Annotated in this window: 25 protein-coding genes and 1 pseudogene; 14 read left to right on the forward strand and 12 right to left on the reverse strand. The window is 70.1% G+C overall.

What is annotated here, in order from left to right; all coding sequences use genetic code 11:
• The first annotated feature begins 45 nt into the window (after positions 1–45).
• The 6 genes and pseudogenes from ACIOHP_RS03580 (at position 46) to ACIOHP_RS03605 (ending at position 3,969) form a co-directional block, all read left to right on the forward strand.
• Entirely contained in the window at positions 46–354 is a 309-nt protein-coding gene (locus ACIOHP_RS03580; RefSeq protein ID WP_401882953.1) for a hypothetical protein, read from the forward strand.
• Positions 355–464: 110 nt separating this feature from the next.
• Positions 465–2,054, forward strand: a complete 1,590-nt coding sequence (locus tag ACIOHP_RS03585) for a putative adhesin (RefSeq protein WP_401882956.1) — start codon at positions 465–467, stop codon at positions 2,052–2,054.
• 16 nt (positions 2,055–2,070) lie between these two features.
• Positions 2,071–2,487 carry a DUF4279 domain-containing protein gene (locus ACIOHP_RS03590; protein ID WP_351693679.1) on the forward strand — a complete coding sequence of 139 codons (417 nt, stop codon included), beginning with the start codon at positions 2,071–2,073 and terminating at the stop codon, positions 2,485–2,487.
• 8 nt (positions 2,488–2,495) lie between these two features.
• Positions 2,496–2,864, forward strand: a pseudogene (locus ACIOHP_RS03595) (DUF4279 domain-containing protein); the annotation flags it as partial.
• A gap of 228 nt (positions 2,865–3,092) precedes the next feature.
• Positions 3,093–3,614 (forward strand): hypothetical protein, encoded by a 522-nt coding sequence (locus tag ACIOHP_RS03600; protein ID WP_361547246.1) that lies wholly within the window; start codon positions 3,093–3,095, stop codon positions 3,612–3,614.
• 28 nt (positions 3,615–3,642) lie between these two features.
• Entirely contained in the window at positions 3,643–3,969 is a 327-nt protein-coding gene (locus ACIOHP_RS03605; protein ID WP_361546914.1) for a hypothetical protein, read from the forward strand.
• A 12-nt stretch (positions 3,970–3,981) separates the two neighbouring features.
• Here ACIOHP_RS03605 and ACIOHP_RS03610 read toward each other — a convergent pair whose 3' ends face one another.
• Both ACIOHP_RS03610 and ACIOHP_RS03615 read right to left on the reverse strand, forming a co-directional pair.
• Complete coding sequence (locus tag ACIOHP_RS03610) at positions 3,982–4,440, reverse strand: hypothetical protein (RefSeq protein WP_401882960.1); 459 nt, start codon at positions 4,438–4,440, stop codon at positions 3,982–3,984.
• Between the two features lie 14 nt (positions 4,441–4,454).
• Entirely contained in the window at positions 4,455–4,868 is a 414-nt protein-coding gene (locus ACIOHP_RS03615; protein WP_401882963.1) for an SsgA family sporulation/cell division regulator, read from the reverse strand.
• A gap of 188 nt (positions 4,869–5,056) precedes the next feature.
• On the opposite strand from ACIOHP_RS03615, the gene ACIOHP_RS03620 reads away from it, so the two are divergent.
• Positions 5,057–6,802: a sigma factor gene (locus tag ACIOHP_RS03620; protein WP_401882965.1), complete on the forward strand. Its 1,746-nt coding sequence runs from the start codon at positions 5,057–5,059 to the stop codon at positions 6,800–6,802.
• Between the two features lie 102 nt (positions 6,803–6,904).
• Here ACIOHP_RS03620 and ACIOHP_RS03625 read toward each other — a convergent pair whose 3' ends face one another.
• From ACIOHP_RS03625 to ACIOHP_RS03665, 9 genes are all read right to left on the reverse strand, one after another.
• On the reverse strand, positions 6,905–7,381 hold the full coding sequence (locus ACIOHP_RS03625) for a pilus assembly protein TadG-related protein (RefSeq protein ID WP_361546923.1): 477 nt from the start codon (positions 7,379–7,381) through the stop codon (positions 6,905–6,907).
• On the reverse strand, positions 7,378–7,797 hold the full coding sequence (locus tag ACIOHP_RS03630) for a TadE/TadG family type IV pilus assembly protein (RefSeq protein ID WP_361546926.1): 420 nt from the start codon (positions 7,795–7,797) through the stop codon (positions 7,378–7,380). Before ACIOHP_RS03630 ends, ACIOHP_RS03625 begins: the two co-directional genes overlap by 4 nt.
• Positions 7,798–8,232 (reverse strand): TadE family protein, encoded by a 435-nt coding sequence (locus tag ACIOHP_RS03635; RefSeq protein ID WP_401882969.1) that lies wholly within the window; start codon positions 8,230–8,232, stop codon positions 7,798–7,800.
• Positions 8,233–8,273: 41 nt separating this feature from the next.
• Positions 8,274–8,525, reverse strand: coding sequence for a hypothetical protein (locus ACIOHP_RS03640; RefSeq protein WP_046263660.1), 252 nt, complete (start codon positions 8,523–8,525; stop codon positions 8,274–8,276).
• A 43-nt stretch (positions 8,526–8,568) separates the two neighbouring features.
• On the reverse strand, positions 8,569–9,492 hold the full coding sequence (locus ACIOHP_RS03645; RefSeq protein WP_361546931.1) for a type II secretion system F family protein: 924 nt from the start codon (positions 9,490–9,492) through the stop codon (positions 8,569–8,571).
• Positions 9,489–10,439, reverse strand: coding sequence for a type II secretion system F family protein (locus ACIOHP_RS03650; RefSeq protein WP_361547248.1), 951 nt, complete (start codon positions 10,437–10,439; stop codon positions 9,489–9,491). The genes ACIOHP_RS03645 and ACIOHP_RS03650 overlap by 4 nt, the downstream gene beginning before the upstream one ends.
• A gap of 80 nt (positions 10,440–10,519) precedes the next feature.
• On the reverse strand, positions 10,520–11,827 hold the full coding sequence (locus ACIOHP_RS03655; RefSeq protein ID WP_307027307.1) for a CpaF family protein: 1,308 nt from the start codon (positions 11,825–11,827) through the stop codon (positions 10,520–10,522).
• A complete protein-coding gene (locus ACIOHP_RS03660) occupies positions 11,824–12,693 on the reverse strand; it encodes a hypothetical protein (RefSeq protein ID WP_266823508.1) in 870 nt (289 codons plus the stop codon). The genes ACIOHP_RS03655 and ACIOHP_RS03660 overlap by 4 nt, the downstream gene beginning before the upstream one ends.
• Before the next feature lie 17 nt (positions 12,694–12,710).
• On the reverse strand, positions 12,711–13,430 hold the full coding sequence (locus ACIOHP_RS03665; RefSeq protein ID WP_351693702.1) for a hypothetical protein: 720 nt from the start codon (positions 13,428–13,430) through the stop codon (positions 12,711–12,713).
• Between the two features lie 410 nt (positions 13,431–13,840).
• On the opposite strand from ACIOHP_RS03665, the gene ACIOHP_RS03670 reads away from it, so the two are divergent.
• The 6 genes from ACIOHP_RS03670 (at position 13,841) to ACIOHP_RS03695 (ending at position 20,050) form a co-directional block, all read left to right on the forward strand.
• Positions 13,841–14,734, forward strand: a complete 894-nt coding sequence (locus tag ACIOHP_RS03670; RefSeq protein WP_401882975.1) for a hypothetical protein — start codon at positions 13,841–13,843, stop codon at positions 14,732–14,734.
• A 64-nt stretch (positions 14,735–14,798) separates the two neighbouring features.
• Positions 14,799–15,530, forward strand: coding sequence for a hypothetical protein (locus tag ACIOHP_RS03675; RefSeq protein WP_401882977.1), 732 nt, complete (start codon positions 14,799–14,801; stop codon positions 15,528–15,530).
• Positions 15,531–15,605: 75 nt separating this feature from the next.
• Entirely contained in the window at positions 15,606–16,472 is an 867-nt protein-coding gene (locus ACIOHP_RS03680) for a hypothetical protein (protein ID WP_401882980.1), read from the forward strand.
• 72 nt (positions 16,473–16,544) lie between these two features.
• Complete coding sequence (locus ACIOHP_RS03685; RefSeq protein WP_401883140.1) at positions 16,545–17,021, forward strand: SMI1/KNR4 family protein; 477 nt, start codon at positions 16,545–16,547, stop codon at positions 17,019–17,021.
• 204 nt (positions 17,022–17,225) lie between these two features.
• A complete protein-coding gene (locus ACIOHP_RS03690; RefSeq protein WP_401882983.1) occupies positions 17,226–17,927 on the forward strand; it encodes a hypothetical protein in 702 nt (233 codons plus the stop codon).
• A gap of 59 nt (positions 17,928–17,986) precedes the next feature.
• On the forward strand, positions 17,987–20,050 hold the full coding sequence (locus ACIOHP_RS03695) for a hypothetical protein (RefSeq protein WP_401882986.1): 2,064 nt from the start codon (positions 17,987–17,989) through the stop codon (positions 20,048–20,050).
• A gap of 333 nt (positions 20,051–20,383) precedes the next feature.
• On the opposite strand, the gene ACIOHP_RS03700 is transcribed toward ACIOHP_RS03695, so the two are convergent.
• The gene (locus ACIOHP_RS03700) at positions 20,384–20,941 is read right to left on the reverse strand and encodes a hypothetical protein (RefSeq protein ID WP_401882989.1); all 558 of its coding nucleotides are present in this window, start codon (positions 20,939–20,941) and stop codon (positions 20,384–20,386) included.
• A 308-nt stretch (positions 20,942–21,249) separates the two neighbouring features.
• On the opposite strand from ACIOHP_RS03700, the gene ACIOHP_RS03705 reads away from it, so the two are divergent.
• On the forward strand, positions 21,250–23,640 hold the full coding sequence (locus ACIOHP_RS03705) for a lamin tail domain-containing protein (protein ID WP_401883143.1): 2,391 nt from the start codon (positions 21,250–21,252) through the stop codon (positions 23,638–23,640).
• Positions 23,641–23,875: the final 235 nt, after the last annotated feature.

The following is a 23,875-nucleotide window of genomic DNA, read 5'->3' on the forward strand; positions in this document are numbered from 1 at the left end:
GCCAGCCAGCCCATATCGTTCCCTCTTTCCTCCCTCGGAGCCTCGGTGACCTACTTCTTCCAACTCGCCCGCACTTCTGACGCCCACTCCCCCGCCCATCTCTACAGAGGCGAAGTCGACGGCATGGACGAGGTGTTCCTCGTCCTCGACGAGCGGTCCGACTCAATCCGCCCCGCGGACTCGCACGGAACGCCCATCGCCACCCTCCGCATGAGCCTGAGCGGCAAAAGCCTCTCGGGCTCCTCGGAGGAACGGGACGCGGTCAGAGGTTTCCCCCTGCTCGCCGCCCATCTGGCGGCCGAGTGGCAGAGGCACGGGCACCCTCCCCAGGAGATCCGCAAGTACTTCGGGTGAGGCGCAACCCACGGTGAACGAGAGCCCGGTCCCTCCGGTATCGCCGCCCCATGCGCTAGATTCACACGCGAGTTCTGATGTAAGCGTTGCAGGTGTTACGGGGGCAACACATGTCACACAGGCCGACGGACTGGCACATACTCGACCTGGACAAAGACCCCACCCCGGGCGACCCGCAGCGCATCCGCAAACTCGCCGGCACCCTGCACGACTTCGCCGACGACGTCGCCGACGCCCTGCGCGACCTCAAAGGCATAGCCACCGAGGACGAGATCCTCTCCTGGGCCGGCAAGACCGCCAAAACCTTCGCCGACCAGTTCGGCGACGCCCCCAAGCAACTACGCAAACTCCGCAAGTCCTACGACCTCGCCGGCGACGCCCTCGCCTCCTTCTGGCCCGACCTGGAAATCGCCCAGACCAAAGCCGACAAAGCCCTACGCGACGGCCGCAAAGCCCGCGACGAACTCACCACCGCACAAACCGCCCTCACCGGCGCCAACGACTGGGTCCACACCGCCACCGCCAAAGCCGACTCCTACGACCCGGCCAAAAACCCCGGCAAAGACATCCCCCAGCCCGACGAGGCCGACGTCCGCCGCGCCACCCGCGACGCCCAGCACGCCAAAACCCGCCAGGCCACCGCCGAACGCAACGTCGAAACCGCACAGAACGCCCTCGACGCCGCCAAAAAACTCGCCGACCAGGCCAAGGGGCTGCGCGAGGAAGCCGCCCGCCGCACCGTCACCAAACTCAAAGAAGCCTCCGACGCCGGCATCCCCAACCGCCACTGGTGGGAAGAGATCGGCGACTGGGTCGCCGACCACTGGGACGAGATCGTCACCGTCTGCAAATGGGTCGTCGCCATCGTCGGCATCATCGTCATGATCATCGGCGGCCCCCTCGGCTGGCTCGTCTTCGCCGCCGCCCTCGTCGTCCTCGCCGACACCGTACGAAAAATGCTCAACGGCACCGCCGGCTGGGGCGACCTCGCCTGGGCCCTCCTCGACTGCATACCCGCCACCAAAGGCCTCACCAGCATCGCCAAACTCGGCAAACTCTGGAAAGCCGGAGGCCTCCGAGCCCTCGGAGCCGGAGCCATGGGCGGCATCGGCGGCGGCCTCAAAAACCTCGCCAACGGCATCCGCAACCTCGGCGGAAGCGCGCGGAACGTCTTCCGCGGTTTCGACGGATCGTGGCTCAAGGGCATGGCATCCCGCGGATCCGGGGGTTCCATCCCTGATGTGGGCGCAGTCAAACAAGCGCTCATGAACGCCGGCCTCCAAATGTCGAAGAAGACCTATACAGCCGAGCAGGGCCACTATTACGCGACTCGCGTATTCCAGGGAGGAAGAACCGATGGGACGGTTCTCGCCGGTCACGGATTCCTGGAGCAAGGCGCGGGCACGATAAAGGTTCCGGAAGGCACGTCGGTCTCGTTCTACGTAGACCACGGCGATCAACTCGGAGGCCTGCACGGTGTGGCCGTGGAGGCCGGTGTGTACCCCGGAAAAGCATTTGACATAGCCCACGCCAATCAGGAGATCCCCAACTACACACTGGCAGCACCGGCAGGATCGGGTGGAATGAGTTTCAGCGTCATGGAGAATTCAGTCACGGTCGCCGAACGTACAAAGCTGTCCGATCTACTGAAGCCCGGTATGGGAGAAGTACACTGGGCCGCCTGCCGTGAGATCTTCTGAAGGAGCCGGACGACAGATGCAGTACGACTACACCGAGGGAGCCTGGGTCGAGACCGACGTCAAGCTCCTCATCCGGAAGTCCGATCTGGACCCCGATCTCCTCGCGCGCGAGCTTCCGTTGACCCCCACCGCCGTAAGTCTTCCGACCGACGAATCCCGACGCCTCGGCCTCCCCGACGAGGGTGTCTGGTCGCTGGCCGTGCACAAAAGGCTGCCCGGCGGGATCGACGACCAACTCCGTGAACTGCTTCAGCACATCGCCCCGCACGCCCCGTCGATCTCCTCCCTGACGGAACGGGGATACGAGGTCTCGATCAATGTCTCGGGTTTCGTCGGCCGCGGCAGCACATTCAGCTTGACCCCTGATGTCATTTCGCAGGTGGCGGCACTGAACATTCCCTTCATCGTCTCCCCCAGCACCAGCGAACGATAGCGAGAGCCATGTCGACCTCGGCAAACTCCTGGTCCGGCCCCACGGCTACCCTGCTCATCACAGGAGCCGATCTGGTACCGGAAGACGTCACGCGCCGGCTGGGGATTTCTCCGACGACTTCCCGGGAATCCGGATCTCCCGCTCCATTCCGTTCCGGCGAAGGCCTCTGGGCCGTCCAAGTGACCGGCACCGAGGAGCAGGGCCCGGAGTACTCACTGGACGAGCTGGGGAATCAGATCTCCGGCGCTCTGGAGCGAATTCAGGATCTGCGCGATTCCGGACTGACGGTACAACTCGACCTCAGCGGTCTTGTGCGCCCCCGCACTCAGGTCGCCCTTTCGCCGACCCTGATGGCCCGGGTGGCCACGCTGGGTCTGCCGCTCTCGTTCACGACCGACGTGGAGATCTCCGAGCATTCGGAAGACCTGCTGGACTGGCTGCCCGCCGGCGACGGCTCCCACCGCGCCACCACCCCCTCGGGGGACGAACCCCAACCCCGGGACGCTGCCAGGGAACCGGCTCCCATCGGAATCTCCCTGTCGGTCCCTGAATCGTGGTGGGAGTTCGACATCCGCCCCGAAGGCCGCGAGGCCACGATCCGCACCCTGGTCGACGAACGGGTCCGGGACACCCCCGAACTGGAGCCCTACCGCGCCGACCTGACCGCCATGCTCCGCAAGATGGCCAAGGACGCGCAGGAGTCCGGGGCGATCTATCTGGGGTGCATGGCGGAGAACTTCGACGGTGTCCCGCTCACCGCGACCGTGACGGTCTCCGTGGTGGGGGCGAAGAACCAGCAGGGTGTGGCGCTGTCCACGGACCCCCGCGCCATCGCCGAGAGCCTCTCCACCGTCACGCCCCGCCGCGAGGGCGACGCGTGGCGCAAGGTCACCACCGTCGACATTCCCGAAGTGGGCACCGCTGCGCGGACGTTCGGTGTCGAGGACGTGCCCGTCGAGCGGGGCGACAGCCGTACGCTGCGGATGGTGATGACGCAGACGTACATCCCCGTCCCCGGTACCACCGACCAGGTCGTCCTGGTCTCCGGGGCGAGTCCCGTGCTGGACCTGGCCGAGGCCTTCCACGACATCTTCGACGCGGTGACCGGCACCTTCCGCTTCATCTGACCCAACACCTGTCCGGGGGACTGAAATCATGGGCAAGGGCAAGGACCTCTCGCTCCCGCTCGCCGAACTCGAGGGCTACGGCAGCCGGCTGCGCTCGATCAACACGCGCCTGAACCACACCAAGAAGCTGTTCTCCCAGTACAAGGAGGACATCGGCGACGGCAGCGTCAATGACGCCCTCGAGGACTTCGAGTCCAACTGGGAGGACGGTCGCGAGGACATCACCCAGCAGCTCGGGGCACTGGCCGACATGTCCGACGCCGTCGTCCGCGAGTTCAAGAAGCTGGAGGACGAACTGGCCAAGGGGCTCGAGGGCAAGGTGCAGACCGAGGAGAAGGGCTCCAAGGGCAGTTGAGACGAGCGGGGTTCAGGAACGGAGCCTGCGCAGCGCCTTCCAGGCGTCCTCGGCCGCGTACGTGGCGCTCAGCCACCACGCCTCCAACTTGTCCTGTACTCGCAGCCGTACCCGCATCCGTTTGAGCCACGGCGGCAGATCCCGGTACGGCACGAACGTCAGCGTGTCCCTGATGGCGTCCTCGGCGGTTCCCTGCAGACCCGCGGCCCGCAGCACGGCGTACAGCTCCGGCGTCAGCGCCCCGTTGAGCCGCGCCGCCACAGCCACCGCCGTGAACGCGAACCACCGCTGATCGCGGTCGGGCAACCGCGTCGCCCTGACGATCCGCGGCGACGCCTCCTCCAGCGAGCAGTTGAAGGCCAGCGCGATCACGGCCGTACCGAGCGGCCACTCACCCCGTTCGAACGCGGCGTCCACCTCGGCGGGGTCGGCGATACCCGACACCCCCTCGCCGGTCTTCCAGTCGACCATGCCGTGAACCTAGCTCACACCCCGCCCAGCAAAGACGCCAACCCACGGTCCAGGGCCGGTTCCAGGGGCTCGCCGCCCGGTTCCATGACGGCGTACGAGCGGAGCAGGAACCGGTGCAGCGCCGCCGTCTCGAAGACGACCAGCGCGACGCCCTCCAGGGCGCGGAACTCCACGGCGGTGCGGGACGGGCCGTACGGGTGGACGTGGACGTTGCCGACTCCGGCCGGGCAGCCGAGGCCCTCTTCCAGCAGGCCGCGGGCGAAGGTCCAGGTGACCTCCTCGCCGTCGAGGGAGATCCAGGGCGGGAAGACGAAGTGGACGGCCAGGGGGTCGTCCGAGGTGTAGCGGAGGGTCACGGGGACCGCCAGCTCCTCGTCGTCCTCGGTGAGCAGACGGGCGCCGGTGGGCTGTTCCAGGGCGAAGTACATGGACGGGCTCCGATGTGGGGCTGGTTGGGCCGATACGTGTGTACGAGCGACTGGAGGGGTCTCTGATTACGTCGTTACGGGAGTGACGTGCGTCACTTTCTGTGAAGGCTGAAACTTTGTTTGAATATTTTGCCATCTAGCCTTACAAATACTTCCCCGCTCAGAGCAGGCCCCTGGAGCGTTTCGCCATGTCCGACGTTTCCACCGCCGTTTCCACCGCCGACTACGCCCGGATTTACGAGGAGCAGCAGCCGCGTCTCGTCGCGTATGCCCGCTCGCTCACCCGGAATGCCCACACCGCCGAAGACCTCGTCGCCGAGGCGCACTTCCGGGTGTGGCGGCGGCTGGCCGCGGGGCACGGGATCGACAACGTGCCGGCGTATCTGATGACGACCCTGCGGCATCTGGCGAGCGCCGCGGGGAGTGCCGTACGGGAGACTCCGCTGGATCCGCAGGCCGGCGAGCAGGCCGAGGCCGGGCGGCACGGGGACGATCCGGCCGAGCACGTGTCCTCCGTCGACATGGTGGTGCGGGTGCTGGGGCAGTTGCCCGAACGGTGGGTCAAGGCACTGTGGTTGGCCGAGGCGGAGGGGCAGCCGCTCGCGGCGATCGGGCCGCAGCTCGGGACCAAGGAGGGCGCCACCGCCGTACTGCTGCACCGGGCGCGGGAAGGGATGCGGCTGGCGTTCCTGCGGACGCAGACCGGTGCGCCCGACGATCCCGCGTGCCAGGTGCACTGGGCTCGTATGCCTGCCTATGTACGGGGTTCCGCCACCGCCCGACAGTCCGAGCGGCTGCTCGGGCATGTGGACGCGTGCGACGACTGCCGGGCGCGGCTGGCGGCGCTGATGAGCGCCAACAACCGGCTGCCGGCGCTGGTCGGGCCCGCCCTGCTGGTGTTCGCGGTGGGCGGGACCGGCAAGTACCTGCTGGGGTTCGCGGGTACGGCGACCGCCTTCGGTGGGTCCGGTGGCGGGCTGCTGGACGGAGTGCGGCACGGCTCGGTCGGGGTGTCCAAGGCCGCTGCCGCCGCGGGGGTCGTGGTGGTGGGGGCCGCCGCCGTGTTCCTCGCCCTCGGGCCCGTCGAGTCCGGTTCGATTCCGGCTCAGCGGCGGCCGGTTGCCGAGGCGCCGGTGGCCCAGGTTCCGGTGGCGGAGGCGCCGGCGAAGGGTGACGGAGTGGAGGGCGGCGGTACGGCGGAGGGGGCGGCCGACGTTCAGCCCAGTGTGCGGGTTCGGGCCGAGGGCGCGAGTGGGGGCGTAACCGATGTGACGGAGGCGGAGGAGGGGCCGGTGGCCGCTACGCCGTCGCCCGCCGGGACCGCGCCGCCGGAGGAGACTGGGGGCGCGACGCCGGGGGACACGGATCCGGCACCGCCGACGACCGGAGGGGCGGGCGAGGACCCGGAGGCTCCGGCACCGCCTGCCGATGACTCCCCCAAGACGCCGGAACCTCCCGTCGAGGAACCTCCGAAGACACCGGAGCCCCCTGCCGAGGACCCACCGAAGACACCGGAGCCGCCCGTCGCGGAACCTCCGAAGACGCCGGAGCCTCCCGTCGCGGAACCGCCGAAGACACCGATACCGCCCACCGAGCAGCCCCCCACCACACCGGCCCCGCCCGCCGAGGAGCCCGGCCACGACTCCCCTGAGGCACCGACGCCTCCCGCCGAGGGCACTCCCGAACCTGAGACCCCGAGCACGCCGACACCCGACCCCACGCCGGACCCGGGCCCCTCGACTCCGGTGGATCCTCAGCCCGTTGAGGACCCGAGCCCCGCACCGGCCGACCCGGACCCCACGCCGGTCGCCCCGCCAGTCGAGGACCCGGCGCCGACCGCCCCCGACCCCGCGGACCCGCCCATCACGACCGACCCGGGCCCCGCTCCCGTATCCCCCGGGGACGACTGCGCGGGCCCCACGCCGAGCGGCTGAGTGTTCTGCTGGGGAAGTGCGGTGATGGACCTGCGGGCCGGTGGGGGCTGGTCGCGCGGTTCCCCGCGCCCCTAACGGGGCGCGGTACGTACGACGACGGCGTCAGCCGACCTCGTTCTCCGCCACCGCCTGCCCGTGGACGACCACGTCGCCGCTGTAGAACATGCCGACGAACACCGGCGAGTACGTCAGCTGCACCTCGACCTGGACCTGGTCGACGTCCGCCGCCACGCAGTGGGTGGCGGCGATGTCCGCGCCGGACATGTCCATCTCGCGGGCGAAGGCCTTGACGCGGGCGTCGCAGTTCTCGTAGTTGATCGGTGCTTCGCCGCCCTCGTTCTCGTAGAGGGCGTCGGTGTCGATGTCCTGGGCGGCGTAGCGGGCCGCCTGTTCGGCGATGTCCGCCGCGCGTTCCCGCTTGGAGATGGAGAGGCCGCCGTCGATCACGAAGGCGGAGAGGGAGATGAAGACGAGGGCGAAGATGATGACCGCGCCGGCGCCGGAGCCGCGGTCGTCGAGGTGGGCGCGGCGGGAGTCCAGCCATGCGCGGACAGCGGCAGGAACGCTCAAGTTCCTCATCCCGCCTTCCTCTTGAACGGGTCGAGCGGGGCCGTGAAGGAACCCGACATCGTGGTCTTGATGTCCAGGCCGACGATGGCCAGACCCTTCACCCGGCAGCTGACCTCGACCGTGAAGAGCTCGGCGTCCTCGAAGCCGGCGCTGGTCTTGTCCACCGTCACCGGGCCGACGCAGACGTCCGTCAGGTCGGCCTCGGCCGCCTTCCGCGCCTCCGCCATGGCGTTGCCGACGTCCCACTGGAGCGAGCCCGCGCGGGCCGCGTCGCGGGCGGCGCCGTCGATGGCGCCGCGTCCCTCCACCATCTGTCCGAAAGCGACCAGGACGAGGATGAAGAGGATCATCACCGGGGCCAGGATCACGACCTCGATGGCGGACAGCCCCCGGTCGTCGTCCAGGCGGCGCTTGAGAGAGGACATCTAGTTGCCGTCCTCCGTCACGAACCGCTCCACCGGGCCGACCGACTGGGCGTGCACGGTGAGATCCAGGCCGGGGAAGACCGACGGGACACGTGCCGTGATCTCCACACCCACCGTGTTCTGCTCCGGCTGCACCATCTCCACGTCCGGTGACAGCACCAGGCTCGGGCCCAGTTGGCTGATGTAGTCGTCCACCACGTCCCGCGCCTTGCCCCGCCACGCACCCGGCTCGTCATGTGCCGTGGCGCGGGCCTTGCGGGCGCCGGCCTGGGCGGCCGCCTGGGCCACGTGGTCGGCGAAGAAGTACAGGGCGAACTGCACGGTGGCGAAGATCATGAAGAACAGGACGGGGGTGAGCAGCACGAACTCGATCGCGGTCATGCCGGAGTCGCCGCCCGTCGCGGCTTCCCGTCGCCGGCGTACCCATGCCCGCATGCGCTGCACCAGACCCCCGTACCTTCTTCGATTCCGCTGCTTCAGCAGGTGCCGCTCTGGTTGGCGCCGTTGATGCAGTTCTCGACCTTCTCGGCGCCACCTTCCAGGGCACGGTTGATGATCGCGGCGACCACGCCGACGATCGCCACGACGACCGCGGAGATGATGACCCACTCGACGGCGGAGGCACCGCGGTCGAGTTCGCCGGAGCGGGCACGCTGCACGCGGCCCTGGAGGAAGGTGACGAGGAAGTCCACCGCCGGGATCCCCGTGCTGAAGTTCCGCTCGTTCATGGTCAGTTGTCCTTTCAGAGGCTTTTCGAGGGTTGAGGCGGCGTCAGACTTGGAAGACCCGCATGGCGGCCGGGTAGATCAGGAACACCAGGAAGCCGGCGCACAGCAGCAGCTGGGCGACGAGCATCGACTGTGACTTCTCGCCCGCGCTGCCCTCGATCTCGGCCATCTCGCGGTGCCGCATGGTCTCGGCGCGGGAGGCGAGCGACTCACGGACCTTCGCGCCGTCGTCCGCCACCAGGGCGAGCGAGGCCGAGAGGTCCTTCAGCTCCTCCACGCCCAGTTCCTCACCGAGCTGGCCCAGCGCCTGCCACTGGCTGGTGCCGGTGATACGGGCGTCGGCGAGGGCGTTGCGGATGCGCTGGGTGGCCCAGCCGTCCGACACCTCGGCCGCCGCCATCAGCGCCTCCGGCAGACCGCGGCCGCCGGCGAGACTCATCGACACCAGGTCCAGATAGGCGCCGATCACGCGTCGCAGGTCGCGCCGCTTCTCGGCGGCGTCCCGACGTACCTCGAGGTCGGGGAGGAAGAAGAAGACGCCCGCGAACAGCAGCGCCAGCCAGACCGGAATGATCGGGCTGTCGGCGATGGCCAGCGTCCACACGATCGCGAACATGAGCGGGCCGAAGAACAGGCCCGCCGTGGCCAGCAGCACCTTCGTCGCCAGGAACTTCTCCCAGCTGCGGTCCAGGACCGCGAGGTCCGCCCGCAGCGAGCGCTGCTCCCAGCCCTGCTGGAGATAGAACTCGGCGACACGCTGGCCGACTTCGGCCCGCACCGAGCCGAGACGGCCCGAGTCGGAGGCGGTACGCGCGGACTCGTACGCCGTGCCCCGGGCCCGCATCGCGTCGATCCGCGCGACCTGCGAGACCGCGCTGCGCTTCGACGGCATGAGGGCGCGGACCAGGACGTAGATGCCGAGGCCGATGATCGCGCCGACGGCGACCGGCATGGTGACGTCGCTCATCGGCGTACCCCCTCTTCCTGCGACGGCTGGACCGGCTGCTGCGCGGACGGTGTGCGCGGACGGACGAACTGGACCGACGCGTCGTCCTTGACCAGGAAGCGTTCGGGCGTCTCGATCGTCGACAGCTTGCGCAGCCACCAGAAGCCGAGGGCGAACAGCCCGCAGACGATGGCGAGGACGACCTGGCCGATCGCGGTGCCGTACGGCTCCACGAACTCCCGGTTGAACACGGACAGTCCGAGGACGAAGGCGACCGACACGGCGACGACGATCTGCACCGAGCGCCGGGTGGAGGCCCGTTGGGCCATCACGCGGTTGCGCATGTCGACCTCTTCGCGCGCCGACTTGGCGAGCGCGCCGAGCACCTGGCGCAGACCGGGGCCGCGGAGGCGGGCGTTGAGGATGAGGGCCGCGACGATGATGTCGGCGGAGGCGTCGTCGATCTCGTCGGCGAGATGCTGGAGCGCGTCGGGCAGCGGCGTGCGGGCACGCAGCCGGTCGACGAGCGCGTCCAGGTGCGGGCGCAGCACGGGCGCCGAGGCGCGCGCGGACGCCGGGATGGCCTGCTCCAGGCCGACCGCGCCGGCGATGGTGTCGCGCAGCGACTCCGTCCAGCCGGCCAGTGCCTCCACGCGCTTCATCGCGGCGCGCTCCTCACCGGCACCGCCGAACAGCCGGTCCCAGAAGAAGACGAGCACACCGGCCGCGATACCGGCCACCGCCCACTGGGTGAGCAGCAGGACGACGATGCCGACGATGGCGGCGAGCGAACCGCGCTGCCCGGCGAACCGGATCAGCTCGCTCGCCCGCTCGGCGGCCTTCTGCTTCTCGTGGTCCGGCTTGGCCGGAAGCCCTCGTACGGCGATGGCGAACAGCGCGAGGCCACCGCCGACGGCGACCCCGGACGCGATCGAGAACAGGACCTCGGTGGAGAACAGCCCGCCCATGGAACCGAGCGAGTCGAGTGCGGCAAGAGTCTGCGTCCGGGCCGTCATGGCCTGAGCCGTCATGGCCTGAGTCGTCATGGTCACCCCCACGCTCCGGTGGGCCGGTAGCCCTGTGCGATCAGGTCTTCCACGCACGCGATGGGCGCGTGCGGCACGACCCGGCCGTCGTGCGCCTCGGCGAACACCTCGCTGGACAGCACCCGGCCGTCCACACCGTTGACCTCACGGATGGAGGTGACCGAGCGCTGGAGGCGGCCGCCCGACTGGAAGTTGTTGCGCCGCTGGATGAAGACGACGAAGTTCACGGCACCCGCGATCAGCATCTGGCTGGCCTCGATGGGCAGCCGCTCGGAGGCCTGCAACGCGTACGTGGAAATACGGTTGAAGACCTCGCTGGAGCTGTTGGCGTGGATCGTGGACAGCGAGCCGTCGTTGCCCTGCGACATCGCGTTGAGCATGGTCACGATCTCGTCGCCGAGGACCTCACCGACGATGACGCGGGAGGGGTTCATACGCAGGGAACGGCGGACGAGTTCCGCCATCGAGATCATGCCCTGGCCCTCGGAGTTGGGCAGGCGTTCCTCGAAGGCGACGACGTTGGGGTGGAGGTCGGCGAAGGTGTCGAGCCCGAGCTCCAGGGCGCGTTCGACGGTGATCAGTCGCTCGTGCGGCGGGATCTCGTTGGCCAGGGCCCTCAGCAGGGTCGTCTTTCCGGCGTTGGTCGCGCCCGCGATCATGATGTTCTTGCGGGCCCGTACCGCGCAGGCGAGGAAGTGCGCGACCTCCGGGCTCAGCGTGCCGTTGCCGACGAGGTCGGAGATGAAGACCTTGCCCATGCGGGCGCGACGGATGGAGAGCGCCGGGCGCCGGGTGACGTCCATGACGGCCGACAGACGCGAACCGTCCGGGAGCCGGAGGTCCAGCTGGGGGTTGGCGGAGTCGAAGGGGCGCGACGACAGACCCGAGTACGCGCCGAGCACCTGGATGAGCTCGATGAGCTCCTCGTCGGACTCGGCGACGGGGTCACCGGTGACCTCACGGCCGTCCGAGTAGCCGACGAAGACCTGGTCGTAGCCGTTGATGTCGATGTTCTCGACGTCCGGGTTGTCGAGGAGCGGCTGGAGCCGTCCGACGCCGAAGAGCGCGGCGTGCACCGCGGCGGCGTACTGCTCCTCGGTCTCCGCGTCGAGAGGGGTGCGCCCGGCGTTGATCTCGGTGCGGGCGTGGTCCTCCAGGATCTGGGCTATGACCGCGCGGGCGTAGTGCCGCTCGTCCTCGGGGGACATCGGGGTGACGCCGGACACCTGGTCCTGGCGCCGCTGCTCCGAGATCCGGTCGCCGGCCTCCTGACGGAACCGCTTGACCAGTTGATGGTCGACAGCGGTCATCGGCCGGCTCCGGCATGGCCGTTCATCTCGCCGTGCATCTGACCGTGCTGGGCCTGCGTGGGTACGGTCCAGGCGGCGCCGTACTGCTGGTAGAGGTCCGCGGTGACCTTGCGGGCCGAGCGGATGAGCAGCGACTTGTCGAGCCGCCCGCGCTTGCGGCCGGCCAACTGGTCGGCGCCGGTGGGGTCGTCGGCGATGGTGCCGACGACGCGGGCGCCGGTCTGGGCGTGCACGAGCATGTCGTTGACCTGGCCCGCGATCTTCGCCGCGCTGTTGGTGTCGGCGATGAGCACGACCCCGATCATCGGCGTGCCCAGGCTCGCGGCACCGCGCGCGCCGCCGTGCAGCTTGTTGCCGAGGGCGGCGGCACGGTCGCGCACGCGGGCGATGGCCTCCGGCTCGGTACGGCTGATCAGCAGCACCAGGGCGGCGTGCGGGAACAGGTCCACCGCGGGGGTGTCCCCGGCGATCCGGCCGCAGTCGGCGATGACGTCGGCGGCGGCGTGCGGGGACTCGGCGAGCGAGGCGAAGGAGTGTCCGAGGGTCGGCCACAGTCCGGCGAGACCGGCGGCCTGCTCGGCGTTCCCGAGTCCGACGAGCACTTCGAGCCCGCCGCTCAACGGCTGCACGTGGTCCCAGAGTTGGTCGGGGACGAGTCCGCGGCGCGCGGTGGCGGCGATGGACAGCATGCCGGTGTTCGGGTTGAGGGGCCCGCCGTGCGCGGCGGCACTGCGGTAGACGAGGTCGCCGCCCGCCGGGTCGGTCTCGGCGAGCAGCACCCGCCGCGGCCAGACCGCCGCGAGGGCGACGGCCGCGGTGGTGACGCCGGGGGAACCCTTGTCGGCGGCGAGAGCGATGAGCGCCATGGGTCGGGAGCCGCCTTCTAGTTGCTGCTGGGGACGAGGACGAGGACGACTTCGTTGTTGGCGGCGGCCTGGGCGAGGGCGGCGGCCTCGTCGTTGTCGACGGCGAGGGTGTACGACGAGTTCGTGCTGCCGACGAGTTCGTCGCCGCTCGCCGTAGGCACGTCGGCCACCACGGCCTTGTCGACGAGCAGGGAGTTGCCGCTGCCGGACGTCGAGGCGGAGCTGTTGCCGGTGCCGGAGCCGCCCTCGGTGACCCGGTAGGCGGCGACGGTGTCGCCTCGCTTGATGCCGGCCGGGAACTGACCCGCCTTGAGGGAGAGACCGACGAGGGTCTTGCCGTCGGAGGCGGCGACCTTGTCACCGAACATCTCCCCGACGGCGACCGCGCCCGCCGGGATGGTGCTGACGGCCTTCAGCTTCTTCAGGTCGTCCAGCAGTGACCACTTGACGTAGTGGATGCTGCTGTCCTCGGCGACCATGACGGAGGTCACGTTGTCGTTGGTGACCGACCCGCCCGCCGGGATCTCCTTCGTCACCTTGACGACCTCGATCCGGTCACCGGCCTGGAGCACGAGCATCGTCGCCCCCAGCGCACCGACCAGAATCAGCAGCACCGCCAGCGCCGCCAGCGCCGGTTTGCGCTCGCGAGGCGGCGTGGGAAGCCGGTCGCCGACCGACGGCTGAGCAGGAGCGGCGGAACGACCCTGACCCGCCCCCGTACGCTCTTGGATCTTCACGCAACCGCTCCCCGTACACCCAAGAAAATTGTCTGCCAAATTCTCTGCAAATTAGGACACTTCACCCGCCGCTGCTCGATCTGCGCGGATAGCCATCGCTGGGGTGAGTGTCAAGCCATGGCACCGTATCAGCCGCACATAAGCCCCTCAAGGCGCGTCCGGAGTCACGCTTCTCACCCTGCTCCTCGTTATTCATCTGCAACTTCGGGCGCATGTTGCCCAGTTGTGCGGGAGCCGGAGAAGGGCCGGAGACTGTGCGGGAGCGAACCGATTACAGCCGCCTCATCCTGCACGCGCGGGGGTTTTCGTCACGGTCCGCCCATGAGGCCTGCACGATTCGCTCACGAGGGCGGGAAACCGGCGTGCCATGATCTTTGCTCGATTCACGGACACGGGGCGGGATGACGGCGATGGCGAGCACGGAAGCGGTCCTTCTTCCGATCGGAGGGGCGGCGCTGGCGTCGGACCCCCGGGTGGCGGCGGCGGTGCGCGCGATCGGGGCGCGGACCGGCGTGGACTACACGGACGACCGGCAGGTGACGGCGTTGCTCGCGGAGCGGCGCCGGGCGGCGACGGCGGCGCAGCACGGGCCGCTGGCGTGGGCGGGCGGTATCGCCCTGCTGGCGTGCGTGGTGTGGCCGTTCGGGGCGGTGTCGACGCCCTCGCTCGGCCCGAAGGCCGCACTGGCGGCGGGCCCTCTCCTGATCCTGGCCGTGGCCGCGCTCACCCGCGTCCGCGCGAACTGGAAGCGTGAACTGCTGCACCCCGCCCTCGCCGGTTACCGCGAGGTCCTGGGCGTGGCCCGGGCGCACGGGATGCCGGCGGCGCATGTGCCGGCGTGGCTGGAGGGGAAGGCGGAGGGCGGGAGCGGGAAGGGGGCGACGCCGATTCCGTCGTACCCGGAGGCTGCGTATCCGGAGCGTGCTGTCCCTGCTTCTGCTTCTGCTTCTGCCCCGCAGGGTGCCACCGGAGCCGCGGTGCCTGCGAAGCCGGGCGCGGTCACCGAGTACGAACGCCTCGCGTCCTCCGGTGGCTGGCACGACGAGACGGGCTGGCTGCTGCTCTTCGCGGGCGGTGGTGGTGCGGCCTGGGCCTGGTCGCAGACCGAGCCGATCGGTTACGCCGCCCTCGTGCTGATCCCCGTGGCGATCGGCGTCTGGCTGGCGGGCAGCCACCACGGCAGCGAGGAGACGCGGCTGCGCGCGGAGGCGGTGCAGTACGTCCGGACGGTCATCGCAGCGCAGGCGGCCGGGGCGCGGGTGCCCGAACTGTCACCGGCCCTACGGAAGTTGCTGAACGACTAGCACGTCGGCGCGCCTTCCCCACCCCCACCGAGGACCAAGCACCCCCCACCAAGGAGCCCCCACCATGAAGCGCGCCGCACTCGCCCTGCCCCTGCTGACCCTGCTGTCCCTCACCACGCTGACGGCGTGCGGCGGCGGTGAAAGCGACGGCGGCTCGGACGCGAAGACCACCGCCGGGCCGAAGACGACGGCTTCGCAGGCGAAGCCCGCGGTGGACCCGGTGAAGGAGCTGACGAAGCGGTTCGTCACGAAAGCGGAAGTCGCCGACTACAACGTCGACGAACCCGCCAAGGGCGATGCCATGGCCGAGACCCAGCAGGACATGCGCGTCGACAAGCCGGCCTGTGCCCCGCTGGCGTACGCGACCAACTACCTCCCCCTCGGCGACCCGGAGGCCTCGGAGGTCCGCCTCGCCAGCGACGGAACCTTCGCGTACAACTACATCACCCTCGCCACCTACACCGAGGGCAAGGCCGAGGCCGCGATGAAGGGCCTGGCCGCGGCGGTCTCCTCCTGTACGACGGGCTACACCGCCAAGTCCGACAAGGCGAGCACCCCCTACACCTCGGTGAAGAAGGAGACGCCGTTCCCGGACACGGCCGCCGACGAGTCGATCGCCACCGCGTCCGCCGTCAGCTACAAGGGCACGCAGACCATGCGCACCCAGACCTTCCGCTTCGGCGACACGATCGTCAACTACTTCTCGATCGACACCAGCGGCTTCATGCAGGGCCGGTCCGGCTCCGCCAAGGTCCCCACCGACCTGGTCAAGGCCCAGAACAAGAAGCTGAGCTGATCACACTTCACCCCACCGGGTGATCCGACGCCCTACGCGGGATCACGATGGACGCGTCCCACTACCGTCCACCACATGGTCAGCTCATCCCACGAGGCGATGCATCGCATCTTCCAGGAGGATCCGGGCGTCTTCGCCCGGACCTTCCGGCGTCTCGACCTTCCGTTCCCCGACCCGGTCGCCGTGTCCCTGATGCCCACGGACCTCACCGAGATCCAGCCCACGGAACGGCGCGTGGACACCCTCCTGAGGATCGACACGGCGTCGGGCGAGAGTCATCTCCTGATCGTCGAGGCGCAGGGGAAGAAGGATCCCCGCAAGCCCAGCAGCTGGGCCTATTACGTCGCACACCTGCGCGAGAAGTACGGCATTCCGCCCGTCCTCCTCGTGACGTGCCAGGACAGGAGCACGGCCGAGTGGGCCGCGAGGCCCTACACGATCGGACCCGCGTACTGGCCCACGCTCACCCTCCGCCCCCTCGTCCTCGGTCCGCACAACGTTCCCGTCATCACGGACCCGTCCGCCGCCGCCCGGGACATCCCGCTCGCGACACTCAGCGCCATCACGCACGCCAAGGACCCGAACGCCCCTGCCATACTGAAAGCCCTGGCTGTCGCCCTGAAGACCATCGACGAGGAGACCGCGAGGATCTTCGCCGAGCTCACCGAACTCGGCCTCGGTAAAGCCCTGGCCGCCGAGACCTGGAGGCAACTGATGGCCGTCGACCTCTCCTTCTTCCGCTCCGAGACCTCACAACGACTGCGTGCAGAGAGCCGCGCCGAGGACATCCTCCTGATCCTCAACGAACGCGGCCTCGCCATCCCGGACACCGCACGCGAGCGGATCACGACCTGCACGGATCTGGACACCCTCCGCACCTGGCTCACCCGCGCCGTGACGGCCGACGCCGCCGAGGACCTGTTCACGGAAGCCGGGGCTTGATCACGTACAGCGCGGCACAACTACGCTGCACACGTGATCGAGCCCATACCCTTCCCGCCCGCCCTGGCCGCCATGTCCCGGGCCGAGTTCGACTACGCCGACGGCGACGGCATCGACTTCGAGCCGTACGACGCGTTCCTCACGGCCGAGGACACCGCGGACTGGCTGCGTAGCTGGACCGGCAACAAGGAGTTCGACGCAGGGGCCTATCTGCCGTTCGGGCAGGATGGGACCGGCGGTACGGCAGCCGTGTGGTGCGTGCGCGTGGACCGTCCTCTTGTCGATCAGCCGATCGTGTTCCTCGGCTCGGAGGGCGCGACCGGTGTGGTGGCGGGCTGTCTCTCCGACTTCCTCTGGGTCCTGGCGGACGGCACAGGTCCGATGGAGGCCGTCGAGTACGACGAGCACGTCTCCCGCCCGAACGCACCGCTGACCGCGCTCGCCAAGGCCCACGCCACCACCCCACGCCGTCCCGCGCGCACGATCATCACCGAGGCCCGGACGGAGTTCCCGACGTTCAGCGAGGACATCGAGGAGCTGTGCCGCTGAGGCGCTCCGGGCCCGCCCCGGGATCACGGGGACGCCACAGCACCACCACGCTCCGGCAAACACCCGTCCATGCCCCGCCCAAGTCCGGCCCACCCCTCCTCCACCCCGCTCACCAGCGCGATTCCCCTGCTTAGGATCACGGTCACGAACCCGAGCACGCCCGCCGAGCCCGAGCCCTGCACCGGGGTCTTCCGAGGAGTCCCGATGACAGCACCCTCCCGCGCCACCCACCGCTGGCAACCCGCCCCCGGCGAGCACGAACTCGCCCGCGCGCCGGTCTCCTTCGCCACCGGCGCTGCCGACCGCGTGGCAGGGCGACGTTGGTTCCGCGATGCCGAACGCCAGGACATCCAGGGGGAGTTGCCGGGCTGGCCGGCGGGGCCGACGTACCGGCTTCGCTCAAGGGTGATCATCGCGCTGGGCGCCACCGCGCAGGTCGTCTTCGCGCTCGCGCTCATCGCCCTCGCCGCGGTGCTCGGCGGCACCGGAGTGGGCCCCAGCGCGTCCGAGCCCCTCGGCGAACCGGAGGAACCCGAGAACGAGACCCGGGACTTCCCCGTCCTGTGGGCCGCCCCCGGCGCCCTCGCCCGCACCCTCCCCTGGCAGCTCGACCCCGCCCGCCGCCCGGACACCGACGTCACCCACGCCGTACTGACCGACCGCCGCCTCCTCGTCCTGGGCGCCCTCGACGATCCGAGGGAGCCTTGGGAAGAGGTGCTGTGGGAAACCGAGTTGAGCGGCATCGCCTCCGTGGAGCGCAGAAGGTTCAGCACCGCGCGACGCGACTTCCGGATCGAGTTCACGGACGGCTCCTGGTGCCGGCTCACCTCCCCCGACGCCGAACGACTGCTCAACCGCCTTTCGCTCGCCCACCTCCCGCCGCCGCAGGACACCGTTTCGCACTAGCGAAGCCCCCCAGTAGAGTGCCGCGCGTGACAACAGGCGGGGAACGGGGGCGCACGGCAATGAGGGCGGCAGCGAAGACGAACGGCGCGATCAGAGCCGGCCTTCTCACCCTTCTCGCTCTCCTCGTCACGGCGTTCGCGACCGCCACCCCCGTAGCCCAGGCCGCCCCGTCCGCCACCTCCACGGACACCCAGGCCGCCTACCTCGCCGCCCGGCTCCGCACCGACCCGGTCTACGTCACCGACCAACTCCCGCGCGAGATACCGCAGTCCACCGCCCGCGACTTCGCGAAAGTCGCCCAGCGCACCGGCGTACCGACCTACGTCCTCGTCCTCCCGGCCCAGGCCACCACCGGCGTGGACCTGCTCGACGCGGTGCACGACCGCCTCGGCAAGGACGGTCTGTATGTGCTGATCGACGAGTCGACGGTCACGGAGGCCGAGGCGTACGGGGTACAGGCCCCGGCAAAGGACGCGGCGACCGTCGCCTTCTACGAACTCCCCTACGACGCGGGCCCGTTGCGCAGCTTCGGACGCTTCGCCGACGCCATCGCGCAAGGCGCCGAGAAGGCCGCGGCCCGCGCCGAGGCGGCACGCGAGAAGTACAACGCGGGCGACGAACCGGCCGACCTGTACATCGGCCCGTCCGACCGCGAGGACCAGTCGACCCTCACGGGGGTGGCGATCACCGGCGTACCCCTGCTGATGCTGCTGCTGGTTCCTTATGTACGGCGATGGTGGCGCCGCCGCCCCGGAGCGGCCCCCCGCAAGCAAGGCAAGCAGAGCAAGCAGGGCAAGCAGGCGAAGGGCAGGTCGAAGTCCCCCGGAGGCTGGATCCTCGCCGCGCTCGCCCTGGGCACCGCCGTCGCGATCACCCTCACCGCCCCCCTCCTCTTCGACCAGACCCGGTCCAGCGCCTCACCCCCGCCACGGGCGATCGACCTCAACGCCCGCCTCGACCGCGTCGCGAAGGGCCTGGCCGAGGACCCGGTGTACGCGGACCCGGAGAGCCCCCGGGTACTGGACCCGGCCCAGCTGGCCCAACTCCACGACCGCATCGAGAAGTTCGGCTCCTCCAAGGGCGGCGGCCCGGTCTTCGTCGCGCTGGTCCCGCAGATCTACGAGGACGAGTCCCAGGGCGACGAGGAGGCGTTCACGGCGGCGGTCCGCGACAAGCTCGGCGGCAGGGACGGCGTCTACATCGTCGCCGACCCGTTGGACGGCTACATCAACGTCTTCAACTACGGCCTGGCACTGGACACTTACAGCGCCTTCTTCGACCTCCCGGAGTCCATCGCGTACGGGGACTCGAAGGCGGACGAGGCCGACGACCACCTCCTGGGCGAACGTCTCGACGACCTGATGGTCATCCTCGCCAAGACCTCCCGCACGGACGAGCCGACCACCCCCGGCGACCCGTACCCGGTCACGGACCCGATCGCCGAGGACGAGCTGCGCCCGCTCTACTACGGCGATTTCTGGTCGGGCCTGTTCCTGGGCGTCCTCGCCGCGCTCCTGTTCTTCGGCCTCGCGGCGGCCGTCCTGGGCATCGTCCGCGTGCTGCTGCGGCGCCGCAATCCGGAGCCGCTCGCGACCTCGACGCTGCCGCACGTCTCCCCGGCGGCGCCATCGTTGTCGTATCTGCGCGAGACGGCGGAGATCGAGACCCGCGCCATGACCACCGCTTTCGGCACCGGCGAGACCGCGGACACCCGCGCCCGCAACCGCTACGACGCGACGACGCTGCTCGCGGACGAGGGCATCGACGGCCTCCGCCCCGCCGCCCTCGTCGCACTCATCGTCCTCGCCCGGGCCACCCGCGCCGCCCTCACCGGCGACGACGCCACCCGCTGGTGCGGCGTGAACCCCCTGCACGGCCCGGCGAAGTCCAGCCGCCACGTCCGGGTGTCACCGGAGGGCAACCGCCGCAAGATGCTCCCGCTCTGCGACCGCTGCCTCAACGACACGGCCCCGAACGACTATCCCGCCCTGCTCCTGACCCTGCCGGCCCCGGACGACGACTCGCAACGCACCCCGTACTACGAGGACGACCTGCTCTCCACCGCCCCCGAGGGCTACACCAAGCTCGCCCGCACGGTGCGGGAGTCGACACTCGCCCACTGACGCGAGATGTGCCGCTCTCCCGGCGTACTGCCAGACGTACCGCACTGTCGGCGGCAGGGCTGACGTGGGGGCACTTCACTCGCACCAGCGGCCGTCGTCCCGATCCGCGGTGGGCCTCTGAAGGCAAAGGCCGGCGCAGCCGCCCTTTGCCTTCAGGGGCGCGGGGAACTGCGCGACAAGCCACGACGAACCCGCACCCGCCGCACAACAGCCCCCACCACCCCACTAGGCGCCCGGCACCAACACCAACCGCCCCGCACCCCACCCTGTGCATACGCATGGCGGGGGACGTTAGCGCACGCCGGACGCCACGTGGCATCGCCCCAAGGCCCGCTACCGCTGCCGCGCCGCCCGGCCCTTCCCCTTGCCCCTCTTGCGCAGCGCCCGCCGCCGCTCCCGCCGCTCCGCCTCCCCGGCCTCGACCAGGGCCCGACGCCGGCGGTGGCAGAGCAGGCCGAGGAGGCCCGCGGTGACGGCGTAGGCGAGGAAGGCGGTGCCGGTCCCCGGGAGGTACTCGCACGTGTACGAACGGCAGTTCCTGCTGGGCAGCCCGCTGAACAGCAGGAGGACGGGCCCGATCGCCGCGACCCAGCAGACGGCGCTCCCGACGGCCCGAGCGACCCGCAACGGCCGCCCCTCCCTCGCCTTGTTCGCGGCCCCGGCCCCGAAGACCAGGGCCCCGCCGATCCAGCCGAGCACGCTCAGGATCCCCAACGCGCCCCCGGCCACCCACGCCCCACCGGGAACGTCCACCAGCACCGGGACCACCTCCCGTGCGAGCCCCCGCCCGACTCCGAGAACAAGCAGGAATACGGCCAGGAGGGCCGCCAGGAAGAGGACACCCCCGGCGATCCCGAACCCGTCCTTCACCCGAAACCGACTGCCTGCCATCTCAGCCCCGTACTCCCGATCCCATGGGCTCCGCCGCACCCACCTGTTCCCAGGATTTAACCTCCGCCCTCTTGGCGCCCCCACTTCTACGCGCGTAACTTGAGCCGACTCCCCACGGTCCCCCCACGCCTGCGCCACAAGTACCGCCGACCGAAGGCGCGTTGCCGCACCCGCCGTCCGACGCCCGATCCGAGGAGACCGCCAGCGTGTCCAGCCCCGAAGGAAGACCCCACGAGGAAAGCAGCTCTCACGGGGGAAGCAGCCCGCACGCGGAACGAGGCCCCCGCGCCCGCCGCGCCGCCTACCCGCTGATAGCCGTTGGCGCGGCGGGAGCGCTCGCCCTGACCGCCCTCCCCGCCTGGACCGCCGTCGCCGCCCCGTCGGCCACCGCGGTGATCTCCGAGGTGTACGGCGGCGGAGGCAACTCGGGAGCCACCCTGACCCGGGACTTCGTCGAGCTCGCCAACGCGGGCTCCGAGGTCTTCGACCTGTCGGCCTACAGCGTGCAGTACCTGCCGGGCGCCGCCTCCGCGAGCTCGCAGTGGCAGGTCACCGCCCTCAGCGGTTCGCTCGCCGCCGGTGGCCACTACCTGGTCGGCGAGGGCACCGGCAGCGGCGGTACGACGGCCCTGCCCACCCCCGACGCCGCCGGCTCCATCGCGATGAGCGCCACCACCGGCACCATCGCCCTCGTCTCCGGCACCACCGCGCTGACCTGCAAGACCGCCGTGGACTGCGCGGCCGACAGCCGGGTCCTCGACGTCGTGGGCTACGGCACCGCGGTCGTCCGCGAGGGCAGCGGCCCCGCGACCGGCGCCTCCAACACCGCCTCGGTCGCCCGCGCCGACTCCCTGGCCGACACGGACGACAATGCGACGGACCTCACCGCGGGGACGCCGACTCCGGTCAACTCGGCGGGCCAGACTCCGGATTCGGGCGGCGGCGAAGGCGGTGGCGGTGGCGGTACGACGGACCCGGGCACCGTCCGCGTTCACGACATCCAGGGCACCACGCGCCTCTCGCCGTACGCCGGCAAGGCGGTCACCCGCGTCCCCGGCATCGTGACCGGCGTCCGCACGAGCGGCTCGAAGGGCTACTGGATCCAGGACCCGCAGGCCGACACCGACGCCCGTACCAGTGAGGGCGTCTTCGTCTACACGGGTTCGGCCACCCCCACGGTCGCGGTCGGCGACTCGGTCCTGGTCACCGGCCGGGTCACCGAGTACCACCCGAGCAGCACCAGCCAGTCGGTCACGGAGATCACGGGCCCGACGACGACGGTCGTCTCGTCCGGCAACGCCCTCCCGGAGCCGGTGAAGCTGGACGGAACGACGGTCCCGGACGCGTACACGCCCGACGCGGACGGAGGCAGCATCGAAGCGCTGGCTCTCGAACCGGGTTCGTACGCCCTCGACTTCTACGAGTCCCTGGAAGGCATGCGTACGACGTTCACGGACGCGCGCGTGGTCGGCGCGACGGACGCGTACGACGAGCTGTGGGTCACGGTCAAGCCCGACGAGCACCCGACGAAGCGCGGCGGCACCCTCTACACCTCCTACGACGAGCCCAACACGGGACGGGTGAAGGTGGCGTCGCTGGACACGACGGGCCCGGTGGCGAACGTCGGCGACGAACTGTCCGGCACGACGACCGGCCCGCTCGACTACTCCACGTACGGCGGCTACATCCTCCAGGCCACGCAGCTCGGCACGCTGGCCTCCAAGGGCCTGAAGCAGGAGGTGACCCGCCGCCAGAAGGGCGACGAGCTGGCGGTGGCGACGTACAACGTGGAGAACCTGGACGCGTTGGACCCCCAGGAGAAGTTCGACCGCCTGGCGGCAGGCGTCGCGGTCAACCTCAACTCCCCCGACATCGTGGCCCTGGAGGAGATCCAGGACGACAACGGCGCGACGAACGACGGCACGTTGACGTCCGAGGCGACGCTGACGAAGTTCACCACCGCCATCCGCGCGGCCGGCGGCCCCCGCTACTCCTGGCGCTACATCGCCCCCGAGAACAACCAGGACGGCGGCGAGCCCGGCGGCAACATCCGCCAGGTGTTCCTCTTCAACCCCAAGCGCGTCTCCTTCACGGACCGCGCGGGCGGCGACGCGACGACGGCGACGAGCGTGGTGAAGACGAGGAAGGGCGCGCACCTCACGTACTCCCCGGGCCGCATCAACCCGACGAGCGACGCGTGGGACAGCAGCCGCAAGCCGCTGGTGGGCGAGTTCCTCTTCCACGGCGAACCGGTCTTCGTCATCGCCAACCACTTCACCTCCAAGGGCGGCGACCAGCCCCTCCACGGCCGCTACCAGCAGCCCGCCCGCAGCTCGGAAACCCAGCGCGCGGCACAGGCGGCCGAGGTGAACACCTTCGTCAAGTCCCTGCTCGCGGCCGACAAGGACGCCAAGGCGGTGGTCCTCGGCGACCTGAACGACTTCGAGTTCTCCCCGACGGTGACGACGCTGACGTCCGGCGGCGTCCTCCGCCCCCTGATCACGACCCTCCCGCCCGCGGAGCGCTACACCTACGTCTACGACGGCAACTCCCAGACCCTGGACCACACCCTGACGACCCCCGCGGTCACCCACTTCGACTACGACGTGGTCCACATCAACGCGGAGTTCGCGGACCAGGCGAGCGATCATGATCCGCAGATTGTGCGCATCGACGTGAGCCGGTGCCGGGGCCACTGACCGACCGAGGTGACCGGCCGAGGTGACCGACTGATGTGATCGACTGAGGGTTCGGGCCGCCGCCCCGTTCCTGGATGGGCTGATGTCCGTTCGGGGGCGGGGCGGTTGGCGTGGACCGTCACCTTCAGCTGCTCGGCCGCATCTTTGCCCGCCCTTGAAGCCGGCCATACCTCCCCGTGAACCGCCCTAACTACGGTCGTTGGGTTGGCATGTGCACAGAGTGAAGTACGGGGGT

The organism is Streptomyces sp. NPDC087859 (genome assembly GCF_044742595.1).
GTDB lineage: Bacteria > Actinomycetota > Actinomycetes > Streptomycetales > Streptomycetaceae > Streptomyces > Streptomyces canus_F.